This window comes from Chryseobacterium sp. FH2 (assembly GCF_001045455.1).
Classification (GTDB): Bacteria; Bacteroidota; Bacteroidia; order Flavobacteriales; family Weeksellaceae; genus Chryseobacterium.
Window position 1 is genome coordinate 405,659 of record NZ_LFNE01000001.1, and the last position, 14,042, is coordinate 419,700.

Annotated in this window: 12 protein-coding genes; 6 read left to right on the forward strand and 6 right to left on the reverse strand. The window is 36.1% G+C overall.

Going from position 1 to position 14,042, the window contains the following annotated elements; translation table 11 throughout:
* Nucleotides 1-233: 233 nt before the first annotated feature.
* A complete protein-coding gene (locus tag ACM39_RS02035) occupies nt 234-1,082 on the reverse strand; it encodes a hypothetical protein (RefSeq protein WP_048509332.1) in 849 nt (282 codons plus the stop codon).
* A 944-nt stretch (nt 1,083-2,026) separates the two neighbouring features.
* Nucleotides 2,027-4,240 (reverse strand): S46 family peptidase, encoded by a 2,214-nt coding sequence (locus ACM39_RS02040; RefSeq protein WP_048509333.1) that lies wholly within the window; start codon nt 4,238-4,240, stop codon nt 2,027-2,029.
* 88 nt (nt 4,241-4,328) lie between these two features.
* Between ACM39_RS02040 and ACM39_RS02045 the strand changes: the two genes are divergently transcribed.
* A complete protein-coding gene (locus ACM39_RS02045; RefSeq protein ID WP_048509334.1) occupies nt 4,329-4,784 on the forward strand; it encodes an META domain-containing protein in 456 nt (151 codons plus the stop codon).
* 82 nt (nt 4,785-4,866) lie between these two features.
* On the opposite strand, the gene ACM39_RS02050 is transcribed toward ACM39_RS02045, so the two are convergent.
* The 4 genes from ACM39_RS02050 to ACM39_RS02065 all read right to left on the reverse strand — a co-directional run bounded on the left by ACM39_RS02050 (nt 4,867) and on the right by ACM39_RS02065 (nt 9,236).
* Nucleotides 4,867-5,283, reverse strand: coding sequence for a hypothetical protein (locus tag ACM39_RS02050; protein ID WP_048509335.1), 417 nt, complete (start codon nt 5,281-5,283; stop codon nt 4,867-4,869).
* 6 nt (nt 5,284-5,289) lie between these two features.
* Complete coding sequence (locus ACM39_RS02055; RefSeq protein WP_048509336.1) at nt 5,290-7,836, reverse strand: beta strand repeat-containing protein; 2,547 nt, start codon at nt 7,834-7,836, stop codon at nt 5,290-5,292.
* A 5-nt stretch (nt 7,837-7,841) separates the two neighbouring features.
* Complete coding sequence (locus ACM39_RS02060; RefSeq protein WP_048509337.1) at nt 7,842-8,327, reverse strand: T9SS type A sorting domain-containing protein; 486 nt, start codon at nt 8,325-8,327, stop codon at nt 7,842-7,844.
* A 195-nt stretch (nt 8,328-8,522) separates the two neighbouring features.
* Nucleotides 8,523-9,236, reverse strand: coding sequence for a LytR/AlgR family response regulator transcription factor (locus ACM39_RS02065; RefSeq protein ID WP_048509338.1), 714 nt, complete (start codon nt 9,234-9,236; stop codon nt 8,523-8,525).
* Between the two features lie 196 nt (nt 9,237-9,432).
* Here ACM39_RS02065 and hflX point away from each other — a divergent pair, with 196 nt between their 5' ends.
* Genes hflX through ACM39_RS02090 form a run of 5 tightly spaced genes read left to right on the forward strand, consistent with a single transcriptional unit; the run spans nt 9,433 to nt 14,041 of the window.
* Nucleotides 9,433-10,656 carry a GTPase HflX gene (hflX, locus tag ACM39_RS02070; RefSeq protein WP_048509339.1) on the forward strand — a complete coding sequence of 408 codons (1,224 nt, stop codon included), beginning with the start codon at nt 9,433-9,435 and terminating at the stop codon, nt 10,654-10,656.
* Nucleotides 10,656-11,285: a DUF4919 domain-containing protein gene (locus ACM39_RS02075; protein ID WP_048509340.1), complete on the forward strand. Its 630-nt coding sequence runs from the start codon at nt 10,656-10,658 to the stop codon at nt 11,283-11,285. The genes hflX and ACM39_RS02075 overlap by 1 nt, the downstream gene beginning before the upstream one ends.
* A 23-nt stretch (nt 11,286-11,308) precedes the next feature.
* A complete protein-coding gene (locus ACM39_RS02080) occupies nt 11,309-12,595 on the forward strand; it encodes a cation:proton antiporter (protein ID WP_048509341.1) in 1,287 nt (428 codons plus the stop codon).
* Nucleotides 12,596-12,620: 25 nt separating this feature from the next.
* Nucleotides 12,621-13,337, forward strand: coding sequence for a DNA alkylation repair protein (locus ACM39_RS02085; protein ID WP_048509342.1), 717 nt, complete (start codon nt 12,621-12,623; stop codon nt 13,335-13,337).
* A gap of 35 nt (nt 13,338-13,372) precedes the next feature.
* Nucleotides 13,373-14,041 (forward strand): hypothetical protein, encoded by a 669-nt coding sequence (locus ACM39_RS02090; RefSeq protein ID WP_048509343.1) that lies wholly within the window; start codon nt 13,373-13,375, stop codon nt 14,039-14,041.
* The last annotated feature ends 1 nt before the right edge of the window (nt 14,042 follow it).

Genomic DNA, 14,042 nt, shown 5'->3' on the forward strand with positions numbered 1-14,042 from the left:
AAGTTTAAAGTGAGTAGCACTTCCACCAAGTCAATTGATAAGAAAGGGCTTAACTGAAATCTCCTTGGATAAAAGATGGAGAGTTTTTTTGAATAGGTATGGATGAATGAAGCTGTCTCAAAAAGTAATATATATTCCTGAAACCTCCTAAGTAACAAAGTTTGCTAAGTTAAAAGCCGGGTTATTATTTGAGACAGCCTCTTTACAAAGGACAAGTATATTATGATTATATTCTATTGTTGAATACGAACGGCTGTAATAGTATTTTCACCCCAATTTCCACCAACTGCAGAAAAGGTTTTATTGTTGCTTGGTGTACCTATAACTGCTATATTTCCAACAAGTAAGTAATAAGTTTTATTTGCTCCAGAGGTGTTATTTACATAAAGACTTCCAGAGCCTATGTTATATTTAGCCTGAACTCCAGTTGGAGCTGCTGGGCAAGGCCCTTGAAAGCCCATGGATACTAGACGGCCTGCAGCAGGAGGAAGGTCGGAACTTATTGCGGGAACAGTGGGTGAGTCTCCTAAAGAAAATCTTACCCAAATCCAATCATCCGCAAGGAAGGGCTCAGTCCCATTATAACGTAATAATTGCGTAATATCAACTTTCCATCTCCCCGGAGCAAGAGTTATATAAGTCCCAGGTCTAACAGTATATGTAAGAGTAGATTGAAATGGAACATCTCCGCTTGAATCAGGAATACTAGTAATTACCCCTTGCGCTAACCCAATTGAAGCAGGCCTCCAGGTCCCCACGCCGTTCGTATCGGCGGTAAGTACGTAATCCGTTTTTTGATTTCCATCAGACAATTTAAACCCTGTTATAGGGGCGCTTGTTGTTCCTCCCGTATTAATTTCCAATTTTTGAGATGGTGTTGTTGTTCCTATCCCAACCTTACCTGACGCATCTACAACAAAATCATTTAGTTGTTGAGTTGCATTAGGCGCAACTGTAGCTGGATTGTCCTTGGCTCCATCCACATGAAAAATACCTTGTGGCTTTTGGTTATTAATACCTACCTGAGAAAATAAAATACCTGATACTAATAAATATGAGGCAATCATAAATTTGTTTTTCATTGTGTTGTATTTTTAGAATTATGCTTGATTTAAAATAAAAAATCGCGTGCTGTCATTTGTTTTGCAAAAGTAGCCTGAGATTCATTTATTAGCAAGATTTAGTATGTTGCTATTCCGAAAAATAACAACTAAAACCAAGACATATTGAGTAGGTGGTTTTGATTAAACTATTATTACAAAAGAGTTCCGGCAAGATTAGCAAATAACACCGGAAATAGATTTTAACATTTAATTATATTCTTTGATTGATTATCTTAAAATTAAAATATGGATAGGAAGAAAGTTGGATTTTCCACTTTTATTTTCGTTCAAAAAGTGTAAATGATCGAGTAATTATTAATTCATTAGAAAAATTAATTATCTTATAAATATCTGATATTAAAATATTTAAGTCAATATAATTGTTGCTTTACCGAATAGTTACAGTTTATTATGGATCCTCTGGTCCTGTTGCACTAAATGTTAGAAACTTGTATTCTGAATATAGAGCATACAGTTGGAAGTGAGTAAAGGAAATAACATTAATGTTTGGGGAAGAGTAAAAGCTTATGCCAGTTGGTCGGATAAGGTAGTCAAGCAGAATTAAATCTTCTTAATTCAAAATTAGACAGGTTAAATGCTAACCTTAAAAATGAAAAAAAAGGTGCCTATTATTTTCATATTTCATATTTTAATTCTTAAATAAAAGTAAATACAAAAAAGGATGTTGAAATTTTTTGTTAGAATCCAGTGTGTCAATGAAGCGTTCACTAGATTCTACTTATCCCTATAAATATAAAATAATACTCATAACGACTATATTGTTGAACCACAAGGTTTTATTGGTAAACCTATACGTTATGAGTGTAATGAGCCTTATCTTCCTGAAAGGATAATTATTTAAAATCTACATAAAAACCCGTGAAAGATAGCTTTCACGGGTTTTAAAATATATTCAGCGAATATTATTTTTTCTTTTTACCTGTTGCAGGTTTTGCGTGTTCTGGTTTAGCAGCACGGGTTTTAGTATCAGCTGGAGTATTTTCGTCTCTTACCAATTGCAATTCATCGATAATTCTTCTTGCTCCGGCATATTTGTCGATAGTCCAAAGAACGAAACGAACGTCAACATTGATGGTTTTTTGCCATTCTGGTTCAAAAACGATATCTCCGCTTAAAGCTTCACTGTTTCCGTCGAATGCAATACCGATAAGGTTTCCATCACCGTCGATTACAGGAGAGCCAGAGTTACCACCGGTAATATCATTGTTTGAAAGGAAGTTTACAGGCATATAACCTTTAGCATCGGCATACTGACCGAAGTCTTTCATATTGTAAAGGTCGATTACTCTTTGTGGAAGGTCAAATTCTTCGTCACCTTTCTTGTATTTTCCTACAAGACCAGCCATATCTGTGTAATAGTTATCCGTAACACCGAAATAGTTTCTGTCATCTCTGATTGGTAATGTATCCACAGTTCCGTAAGTCAGTCTCATAGTAGAGTTTGCATCCGGATAGAATTTTTTCTCAGGCATAGATTTCATTAAACCAGCTAAGAAAAGACGATTGTTTTTCGCAAAATTATCATCTATTTTCACAAATCTTTCATTAGATGCTTTTTGGTCAGCAACGATTCCGTCAGCAATTTTCAAAAGCGGATCTGCATCTAATTTTAAACGGTCTGGGTTTAAAATAAAGTTTGTAACGGATGTTTTATTAGCAAAGATTGAAGAGTAAGCTACGTTAGAAAGATTTTTAGAATCTAATCCCATAATCGTAGGAGAAGCAACATCTTTGTTTACTCTTGACTGGTAAAGCCCAACCATAGAGTTCATCATTTCACCTTCAAGCTTAGTGTTGATATTTTCGTAAGCAGCTTTTACGGCAGCTTCTACTTTTGGTTTCATTGCTAATCTTCCTGCCATATCCTGTTCGGCATAAGCTTTAAGAACAGAGCCTACTTGTAAAGCAACCGAGAAATATTTAGAGTTTCTCAAAAGCTGAGAAGCATAATTTCTTTCAACACTTCTATCAGATGTTTGTTTATAATAAATAGCAATATCATCTAAAACACTTTCATACTCAGCAATGTTTGCCGGTTGTACCGCCCATGCTTTGAAGGTAGCTTCCAGCTTTTGTTTGTCGGTAATTGTTCCGTTTTTGATAACGGCATCAATAGTTCCCTGTCTGTTTTTCCAGTAGTTGGCTACTGAAGCGTACTGAGAAGCATAGTTAAGCTGAGTTCCTTTATCCTTATCCATGTACTTTTTCATAATATCCATAGCTAATTTTGAAGCTTCAACCCAAGCCGGATAATCTTTGCCTACCATCTGCTGAATTCCGTAAGAAGTCAAATAACGGTTCGTTCTTCCCGGATAGCCCATGATCATTGAGAAATCACCAGGCTTAATTCCTTTCAAAGAAACAGGTAAGAAATGTTTAGGTTTCAGAGGAGTATTACTTGGAGAATATTCAGCAGGGTTTCCTGCTGCATCGGCATATACTCTGAAAACCGTAAAGTCTGCAGTGTGTCTTGGCCATTCCCAGTTATCTGTATCACCTCCGAATTTTCCTAATGATGAAGGCGGTGCACCTACTAATCTGATATCTTTGTAATCTTGGTATACGAAATAGTAGAATTCATTTCCGTTGAAAAAATCTCTTACCACTACGGTATATTTCCCGTTTTCAGAATTTTCTGTCTGGATGGCTTTGGTTTCTGCATCAATCACAGCTTTTCTCTCTTCACCAGACATATTGTTGTTTAGTTTAGAATTGATTCTTTGCGTAGCATCATCCATTCTAACTAAAAATCTTACATAAAGATCTTTTGCATTGAATTCATCTTTTTGCTTCATTGCCCAGAAACCATTCTTCAAATAGTCTTTTTCCGGAGTAGAAGCTGCCGCAACAGCACCATAACCACAGTGGTGATTGGTAAAGATAAGTCCTTGATTAGAAACAATTTCACCTGTACAGAAGCCGCCGAAACTTACGATAGCATCTTTCATACTTGAGTTGTTTACTGAATAAATTTCTTCAGGTGTCAAATGCAAACCTTCTTTTTGCATGTCAACACCATTTAATCTCTTGATGAGCATCAACAGCCACATCCCTTCATCTGCTCTCATCTGAGCAAAGCCCAATAGAAAAGTGAATAGTAGAAATAGTCTTTTCATTTTATAAAAATTAATTTTTGTGTCGCTAATTTACTAATTTTTACGATATTCTCCCTGCGATTGGTACGGAAATGGATTATTGTGCGTTATGAAAAAAATACTGTTATCATTTTTTACGATCTTGTTTCTTGGAATGACTTTGAATTGTACTTCTACAATCAGACAAAGTTCTCAGACTGTAGCTCAGAATCCTAAAATCCAACGGGAATGGATGTTGGTGGCATTCGGAAACTTTACAAAACCGGATTTAGAAAAAAATAAAGCTAAAATTGATTTGACAGGAAATATCGCTAAGGGAAAAATTAAAGGAGGGGCTTTTATGGGCTGTAACGATATGTTTTTTGATTCTGAATTTAAAGATGATGGAAGCATGAAAATTTCAGGGATAGGCTCTACAATGAAATCCTGCCAAAATATGGACTTAGAGACCTTATTTTCAAAAAATTTCAGAAGTATGATAAAATATTTTATTGAAGGACATTTTTTAACATTATCTGATAATAATGGACAGACTATGAAGTTTGTAGCTGCCGATTGGGATTGATTTTAGTAATTAACTTCAAAATATAAATAAAAGTCCACCAAAAGTGGACTTTTATTTAGTTGAAAATCTAGTTATTTGATTATTAGTTTTTAGGAATTGTCTTTTTTATTTCGTCTAAAGTTGCCGTATTGGGAAGCCCCTGAATATTATTTGTGTTCCTAGAATTTACTGTATGGTTGGCTGCCTGTCTGTTGGGAATTGTACTTTTAATTTCTTCAAGAGTTGCCGTATTTTCTAATAGTTTTCCGGAATTGCTTGTAGATACCTGAGTTTTCGGCTCCTGTTTCTTCACTTCAAGGCCCTGATCTGAAACCAGCGTTGTAGGGGTTGTTTTTTTCTCCGCTCGGTCTTTTGCTTCTTTTAGCATTTTGGTTTCAAATTCTTTTGATTGCTTAAAAGACAGATCTTCCTGTACTTGTGCTTCAGAAACTTTTTTGTTTTCCTGGGCATAAATATTTAGACTTAAAGCTAAAAATGTGATGATATATAGTGATTTCATGGTTTATTATTTAATGTTTACTAATACTTTTATTTTCCCGGTTTCGTTTTGATCATAATCCTGGAGGGCTTTACCTAATACTTGTCCTATTTTTACTTTCTTAAGATTAGCTTTCATGGCAACTCCTGATTTTGATGAGGTTACTAAAAGATCTCCTCTTTTAATTGCTCCTCCTTCCAGACAAACTTTTGTAGGAATGACTCCAATTACTCCCATCGGAACTTTTCCGGTTAATTCAGAATCAATATTTTCTTCTGTTAAAAGAACTCCCGGCTTCGTAGCATAAACTCCTGCAACAAGATGAGAATATGGTTTAGACGATTTTTCTACTGTTCTGTCAGAATCTATTGAAATAACTAAAATATCACCGGGTTCGTACTCTGAGGTATTTCCTTCTACATCAAACGCTTCTGCAACGTCGGCACCACTATTCTGAGTTCCTCCGTTGAAAAATCCCGTACCGGATTTATTTACTCTCGCAACATTGGTCCCCGCACTTTGGAATATCGCGATATTCCCGGAAGATCCGGTATGATTTACAAAAAATCCTGTTCCTGTACCGGCATTCGTCACAGATAATACGGGGGTCGCATTGGCTGCATTAAAGTTTCTGAAATATCCTGCCCTACCTGTCCCGAAGTTTGGCACCCAGCCATACATAGCGCTTCCTGTTCCATCTGCTGTGGATTCTATACCATTTCCATTTTTTCCGGCATTGGCTGTTATGCCGTTTCCGTTTCCTTCTGTTAAAGCAATTAAAGCAGGCCCGTTTCCATTTACATTGCTTTGATAGAATAAGCCTGCAAAACCGCCCGTTCCTATTGACTCTCCGTAGATACCTGCAGTTCCGAAGTTGGCAAACTGAGAGTTTACTTTTCCGTGTACGGCAGGTGAAGTCCCCAATGTATTATCTACGAAAAAGTCTCCGGCCATGTTGTTGCCGACGGTCTTGGCTGTAAGTACGGGGTTTATATTTGAGGTGTTAAAATTTTGAAATTCGGCTGCTTTTCCTGTGCTGAAAGTAGGGATCCACCCATAAATTGCACGTCCTGCTCCATCTACGTTTGCTTCTATTGCATCTCCGTCTTTACCTGCATTAGCCACAAAAGCATCTCCATTTCCATCTGTTAATGCAACTAAGGCACGACCGTTTCCTGAAGTATTTGATGAATAAAATAGCCCTCCAAAGCCTCCGGTTCCCGAAGAAACCCCAAAAATACCTGCGGCGCCAAAGTTCCCAAAAATGGTTTTTACTTCACCTCTTACAGCTGCACTTACACTGTTTGCATTATTGGAAAGGAAAGAAGCAACGTTTCCTAGGGTATTATCGGGAATATTTCCTGTACTGTTTGATTCTACTTCGAACGTGTTTCTGTCATTTGTTGAGTTTAGATTTTCGAATCTTCCTGCACGTCCTTTACCGCTATTTAATCCAACCTGTCCAAAAACGCCCACGGAAGTTCCTGTAGTATTGGAGGCTACAAAACCTCTTACGCCATACCCGCCACCATCGTTTCTACCTACTACAGCACCTGCAATATCACTTGTGTTTCTGCCTACTACAGCTTCACCTGATCCATTATTATCTCCTATAATCCCGGCAGAGGTTTGTGCGCTTGTTATACCATGAACAGCAAATCCTGATCCGGTGGAACTCTCAATACCTGCTCCCGTCCCTGTGGTGGAAACATTAATAACCGTTCCGTTTCCGACAGTATTTGCATTAAGCACATTGTTATTATTGGCGTTATTAAATATACCTATAGCTGCTGCAATTCCATTGGTACTTGTTGCATTAAGACCTGTTCCTGAATTACTATTGGCATAAACACCATAACCTGATGCGGATGAATTGCCATATATCCCTAGCCCGTTTGGAGTAACACCATAAACACCCCATCCGCTTCCGTTCTGGCTTCCCCAGACACCGACACCTAAACCTCCGGTTCCGTTATTAATCCCCCGGATTCCGGAAGAAAATCCTCCGGGAGCCGTACTGCTTACAATACCTCTTACTGAAGCAATACTTGAAGTGGTTGTATTGTTTATGCCTTCTACAGAGGTTCCGTCTCCGTCATTTATTAAAGTGAAAAGCGTTCCGGCGTTGTTGACTGTATTTGTATATGGAATTGTAAAATTCCCACCCGTTCCGCCTGCAGATTTTGCATACATAGCAAATGGCACACTTAATAACTGGCTTGTTCCCGTAATGGTATAGTTGGTTCCACCTGCAGGATCTGTTTCTGTTTTTAAATAGTAATTTCCTGTAGACCAGTTGATTGTATTAAAGGTTCCGGATAAAACTGTTCCTGTTCCAAGCTCAAGAGTAATAAGACCGTTCAAATTGGTGTTTCCTGTAAGCCTTTCCGAATAAACGGCAGCACCCGCAGGAGAACCCTGTAAAATGCTCGCTCTGATCCCTATACTTTGATTGGAAAGAATTTGTCCGCCGGTATTTCGAACGATTGCCTGATAACTCATTTTTTCAGGAACCTGTGCGAAGGCTGTAATTGTGCCCAGCAAAATTCCCATCAATAATAATATTTTTTTCATGGTAGTTATTTTTTTATGATTTTAAATGTTTTGATATTCTTCCCATTCTGATTTATCCGGATAATATACATAGCGGAAGGAAGAGAAGAGAAATTGAATTCAGACTTAGGCTGAGAAATTTTATCTTTTATAATCAACTTGCCTTGTGCATCAAATAGTTGATAGTCTGAATTCTTGTAATCATTTGTGGTAAAATCCAGATACAGATAATCTTTAAATGGATTCGGGTACAGTAAAATACCTTTTTCTGTTTCCTGGGTTTCGTTTGTGGCAAGTGTGGTTGTGATTTCGTAAGCTTGCTGCACACCTTCTAAAATTTCGTTGTTGCTGCCCTTTGCAAGATATGCGGCTTGCCCTACACTGTAAGAAACCGAGCCGTTACTTCCTGTAGCATTTGCTCCGGTTGCCGGTACTGCACTTTGGGCTTTCAGTAATCCGGGGACTATAAAGAGCGGAATGAAAAAGAAGCAGTGAATAGATGTTCTTTTCATATTGAGTAATTTTGTGGTTATTAATTGGTAAATGCAAAGTGAAAATTTTTATCACTTTGGGAATACTAAATTACCATAAAACAGGAACGGGATTTTTGGAAAATAGATAAACGACAAGATTAATCGACAAACGACAAAAGTGGAGTTATTTTGTAAAAATAAATCGAAACCGGTGTAGTATATGGAAAAGCAGTATTAATGATTTGGAGTGAAAAAATCCAGATTTTCTTTGTACATTCTCCCAATAGGAAGTTTGATCTGATGTACAAGTTCTACTTCATGAGTGTTTTTACTCCGAATTAAATGTCTTGGAACGGCATAACTTCTGTGTATTCTCACAAAGGAATCAAAATAGTTTTTATGTAGAAGATTTCCCAAAGAATCTAAGATGCAGTGTTTTTTATCAGAGGTGATGATTCTTGTATAGTCTTTTAATGCTTCAAGATACAGAATGTCAGTGATTTTAACTTGGTAAATATTTCCTCCCTCCTTTATTTTAATGCTGTTTTCACCAAGCAAAGTATCAAAACATTCACATTTTTCTTTCATTTCGAAGTAATCGAAAAGTTTTTGCATAGAATAATTAAAACGGTCTGTTTTTAAAGGTTTTGTAATAAAATCTAAAGTATCAAGTTCAAAGGTGTCAATAGCAAATTCGGGATACGAACTGATAAAAATGCAAGCTGGGATTTTATGAGCTAATTTTCTGAATTCCAGGCCACTCATTCCTTTTATTTTAGTTTCGATAAATAAAAGGTCAATTGGAATGCTGAGGTAGGGGATTGCTTTTTCGATTGAGTCAAAAGACGCAACAATTTCAATATTTTCATATTGTTTGATGTGATGGTGAAGAACCAGCCTGTCCAATTCATCATCATCAATAATCATACATCTAATACTGCTAATCATGATATTGGTTTTAAATAATTTTCAGAGATAAATATTTAAAAATCAAAAAATTACTTTATAAAGTTATTAATTTTCGGAATATCAATACAGGAATGAACTTAAATTAACATTAAAATATTTCTTAAAATTAAAAATCATTTTGTTTTTTGTAGCGAAAATGGTAACTTGTAAAAATCACAAACATAGATAGAATTTAATGCTAGAAAAGAAAGAACATAATTACGAAAAAGCAGTTTTGGTAGGTGTTGTGACCCAGCACCAGAACGAGGAAAAGCTTCAGGAATATATGGATGAATTGGAGTTTTTAGCCTTCACAGCGGGAGCTACGGTTGACAGACGTTTTACTCAAAAGTTAACACAGCCAGACTCCAAAACCTTTATCGGAAGCGGAAAAGCTCAGGAAATAAAAGAATACGTAAAAGAAAACGAAATAGGAACGGTCATTTTTGACGACGAATTATCTCCTTCACAACTTAAAAATCTGGAAAGAGAAATGGAGGTTAAAATCCTTGACAGAACAAACCTTATTCTCGATATATTTGCCCAAAGAGCAACAACTTCTTATGCGAGAACTCAGGTAGAGCTGGCTCAGTATCAATATCTTTTGCCTCGATTGACCAGAATGTGGACTCACTTGGAGCGTCAGAAAGGGGGAATCGGGATGAGAGGCCCCGGAGAAACGGAAATCGAAACTGACCGCCGTATTATTCGTGACAGGATTTCATTGTTGAAAGATAAGCTGAAAACGATTGATAAGCAAATGGCCACCCAGAGAAATAACCGTGGAAAAGTCGTGAGGGCAGCTTTGGTAGGATACACCAACGTTGGAAAATCGACTTTGATGAATGCTTTGTCAAAATCTGAAGTTTTTGCTGAAAATAAATTGTTTGCAACACTGGATACGACCGTAAGAAAGGTTGTTATCGGAAATTTACCTTTCCTTTTAACGGATACTGTTGGTTTCATCAGAAAATTGCCGACTCAGTTGGTAGAATCTTTTAAATCGACTCTTGACGAGGTACGTGAAGCTGATCTGCTGATCCATGTGGTAGATATTTCTCATGAAAGTTTCGAAGATCATATCGATTCTGTGAATCAGATTTTAATGGAAATTAATGCTCATCAAAAACCGATGATAATGGTTTTCAACAAGATTGATGATTTCAGTTATGAGAAAAAGGATGATGATGATTTGACGCCGGCTTCCAGAAAAAATGTTTCTCTTGAAGAATGGAAAAAAACGTGGATGGGAAAATCTAAATATCCTACCGTTTTCATCTCTGCTTTGACGAAAGAAAACTTCCCGGAAATGAAGAAAATGATCTATGATGAGGTAATGAAGATTCATATTTCTAGGTTTCCTTACAATGATTTCCTCTTCGAATATTTCGATGATGAGGATTATGAAAATAACGATTAATGAAAAAATATCTTTTCTTTTTGCTGCTTTTTATTTCGTGTTTTGGTTTTAGTCAAAAATTAAAACCTGAGTTGAAAGGCATTGAGAGAAATCTTAACGATTCAAAGTCTCCGTATAATTACGAGAAATTGATTTTTAAATATAAAGCCTATCCGCAATCGCTGGACAGCATTGAGGCTCAGCATCTTTATTATGGAAGGAACTTTAAAGGAGAGGTGATTTCAACCTCCGGGGATGAATTTAAAAAACTGGCAGAAGCTTTCAAAGACAAAAATTTTAGTGAGTGTATTGCTCAGGGAAACGCCTTGTTTCAGAGAGATCCTACAAACATGGATGTTCTGTTGATACTGCTTCGTGCGTATGATTCAAAACAGGATGGAAGTAAGTTTACCTATCATTTAAACCAATTCCGGGTGTTGACAAATGCCATGAAGCTGTCTGGGGACGGGAAGTCTGAAAAAACTCCGTATGTGGTAAATTCTGTCGGTGATGAGTATATTTTACTCAATATGTTGAAAGTTGGAGAAGAATATACCCGAGGATCAAAATCTACCAAGAACGGGATATTAGACATTTGGCAAAAAGACGATGATAAGATATATATTAAAATACTTTATTTAAACCTTTAATTTTAATCTAAAAAAACACTTTAGTGGAGTTATATTATTCATTTTCAGCTTTAATAGTTTTAGCATCAATATTCGCCTATCTTAATTACAGATTTCTTAAACTTCCGAGTACCATCGGGATTATGGTTATTGCCATCGTGGTTTCTATTATATTGGTTTTATTCGGGGAGAGTTTCCTTCCAAGGACTTTTGGTCATCTTAATAATTTGATGAATAGTATTGACTTTACTGAGGTTTTGATGGGAGCTATGCTTAATTTCCTTCTCTTTGCGGGAGGGATCCATATTAATATTAATGATTTGAAAGAGCAGTTGCGTCCTGTTGTGATATTTTCTACGGTGGGAGTTGTGATTTCAACATTTATTGTAGGTTTTGGAATGTTTTATCTGTTGCCTTTAGTGGGTTTAAAACTTCCGTTTATCTATTGTTTAGTATTTGGAGCTCTGATATCGCCGACCGATCCTGTGGCGGTTTTAAGTATTTTAAAACAGGCAAACGTATCAAAATCACTGGAAACTAAAGTCGCAGGAGAGTCTCTTTTCAATGATGGTATGGCGGTTGTAGTTTTCACGGTTGTGTTACAGCTGGCTATTGGAAATGAAGTGGATTTAGGATTAGAAAATATTGGCTTATTACTAATCAAGGAAGCTGGTGGGGGAATATTTCTGGGTGTTTTACTAGGTTGGATTACTTCCAGGCTGATGCGTGAAGTAGATGACTATATCATTTCGGTTTTGGTAACACTTTCTGTAGTGATGGGCGGTTACCTTGTTGCAAGACAAATGCACATTTCAGGACCATTGACGATGGTGGCAGCGGGTTTATTTATGGGGAATTTCAATGTTAAATTTAAAATGAAATCCATCACTCAGGACTATTTGATAAAATTCTGGGAGCTTATTGATGAAATTCTGAATGCTGTATTATTCCTATTTATTGGTTTCGAACTTTTAATGATAAAAGATTTTAAAGAGTACATGATTCCGGGATTGCTTGCCATTATTGTGGTTTTATTCGCAAGATTTATTTCAATTTGGGGCCCTACAAAGTTTATGTCTTTACGAACCAGGTTTAATCCTCAAACAGTAAAAGTATTGGTTTGGGGAGGTATTCGTGGCGGTGTTTCCATTGCGTTGGCGATGTCTATTCCAAAAGGGGAATATAGCAATGTCATTTTAAGTATTACCTATTGTGTTGTCGTATTTTCGATTATCGTCCAAGGGCTTACAATTGCTAAGGTTGCCAATCCTAAACAAATTGCCGAAGAAGAAAAAGTGTTGGAAAGTACTGCTTTAGATGAAAGTCATTAAATGATATAAAATCATACCAATACAGATGAGCATAGTTAAAGAAATCCAGGGTGCATTAGCTGTTTTGTCAATTCCTGAAAAAGCAGAGTTTTTCCCAAAATTTTTCAAAACCGGGAAAGGAGAGTATGGAGAAGGAGATGTATTTCTTGGGGTAAAAGTACCTGATCAAAGGGCGGTGGCAAAAGAGTATTATTCCAGAATATCTTTGGATGATTTAAGTAAGTTACTTTCCTCAAAATATCATGAGCATCGTTTGACGGCTTTGTTTATACTGATTTCAAAATTTGAAAAAACAAAAGACCCAAAGATTAAAGAAGAAGTCATTGATTTTTATATAAACCACCTTCAATATGTCAATAATTGGGATTTGGTAGACTCTTCTTGTTATAAGATTTTGGGAAGATATGCCTTTGAAAATCAAAAAGAAGACTTGCTGAGAAGCTTATCTGATTCTGAAGAAATGTGGCACAAAAGAATTGCTGTTGTCGGAACAATGTATTACGTAAAAAAGGGATTTTTTGAGCTGACTATAGAATTTGTAACGGGCAATTTAAAACACACTCATGATTTAATGCATAAGGCAAATGGCTGGCTCTTAAGAGAAATAGGGCAAAAAAATGAAGCGGAACTGATTAATTATCTAAACAAATACTATAAAGAAATGCCAAGAACCTGCCTGAGATATGCTATTGAAAAACTTGATGAAGAAGTGAGACAGGATTATTTAAAAGGAAGGGTTTAAAAATAAGATGTATTTTTGTTGATTAAAACTCAACTATGAAATTATTTCTCAAGCAACTGGTTCTGCTTTTTCCTTTATTGTTGTTGACTAGTTGTTTCGACATCTTAGATAAAGTCAATGTAAAAGCTGATGGAAGTGGGGAATATACGATTATTCTGAATGCAAGTAAAAGCAAAACCAGACTGGCTTCAATCTCAAAAATGGAAACGATCAACGGAAAAAAAGTCCCGCAAAAACCTGAAATTGAAAGTAAAATTAATGAGGCTGCGAAAATTTTCAGAGTAACCCCAGGAATCAGCAATGTAAAAACTTCTTTGGATTTTGAAAATTATATTATTAAATTAAGCTGTAATTTCAAAAAAATTGAAAATATCAATGCCGGATTAGAGCAGTTAAAAGCTAAGAATATTCTCGGAAAAATGATTCCAACACAGATTTATAGTCAAAATATTGAGAATAAGTCATTTACAAGAAACAAAGTAAACACATTCAAAACAGATTACGACAAAATGAGTACGGCAGATAAAGAAATCTTTAATAATGCCAGATATACTTCTGTCCTGCAGTTTGAAAATACGATAAAATCTCAGACAAACAGCTCTTATCTGCTTTCGCCCAATAAAAAAGCGGTGAAGCTGGACGCCAATGTTTTAGATTTTATACTTCAAAAGAAACAAATACAAAATAACATCCTTTTTCAATAAT

What these genes read in the sequence shown, in the direction of transcription:
- ACM39_RS02040 (WP_048509333.1), bottom strand. Translation starts at nt 4,240, where the DNA reads ATGAAAAGACTATTTCTACTATTCACTTTTCTATTGGGCTTTGCTCAG.
- ACM39_RS02090 (WP_048509343.1), top strand. Translation starts at nt 13,373, where the DNA reads ATGAAATTATTTCTCAAGCAACTGGTTCTGCTTTTTCCTTTATTGTTG.
- ACM39_RS02035 (WP_048509332.1), bottom strand. Translation starts at nt 1,082, where the DNA reads ATGAAAAACAAATTTATGATTGCCTCATATTTATTAGTATCAGGTATT.
- ACM39_RS02060 (WP_048509337.1), bottom strand. Translation starts at nt 8,327, where the DNA reads ATGAAAAGAACATCTATTCACTGCTTCTTTTTCATTCCGCTCTTTATA.
- ACM39_RS02055 (WP_048509336.1), bottom strand. Translation starts at nt 7,836, where the DNA reads ATGAAAAAAATATTATTATTGATGGGAATTTTGCTGGGCACAATTACA.
- ACM39_RS02075 (WP_048509340.1), top strand. Translation starts at nt 10,656, where the DNA reads ATGAAAAAATATCTTTTCTTTTTGCTGCTTTTTATTTCGTGTTTTGGT.
- hflX (WP_048509339.1), top strand. Translation starts at nt 9,433, where the DNA reads ATGCTAGAAAAGAAAGAACATAATTACGAAAAAGCAGTTTTGGTAGGT.
- ACM39_RS02085 (WP_048509342.1), top strand. Translation starts at nt 12,621, where the DNA reads ATGAGCATAGTTAAAGAAATCCAGGGTGCATTAGCTGTTTTGTCAATT.
- ACM39_RS02065 (WP_048509338.1), bottom strand. Translation starts at nt 9,236, where the DNA reads ATGATTAGCAGTATTAGATGTATGATTATTGATGATGATGAATTGGAC.
- ACM39_RS02050 (WP_048509335.1), bottom strand. Translation starts at nt 5,283, where the DNA reads ATGAAATCACTATATATCATCACATTTTTAGCTTTAAGTCTAAATATT.
- ACM39_RS02045 (WP_048509334.1), top strand. Translation starts at nt 4,329, where the DNA reads ATGAAAAAAATACTGTTATCATTTTTTACGATCTTGTTTCTTGGAATG.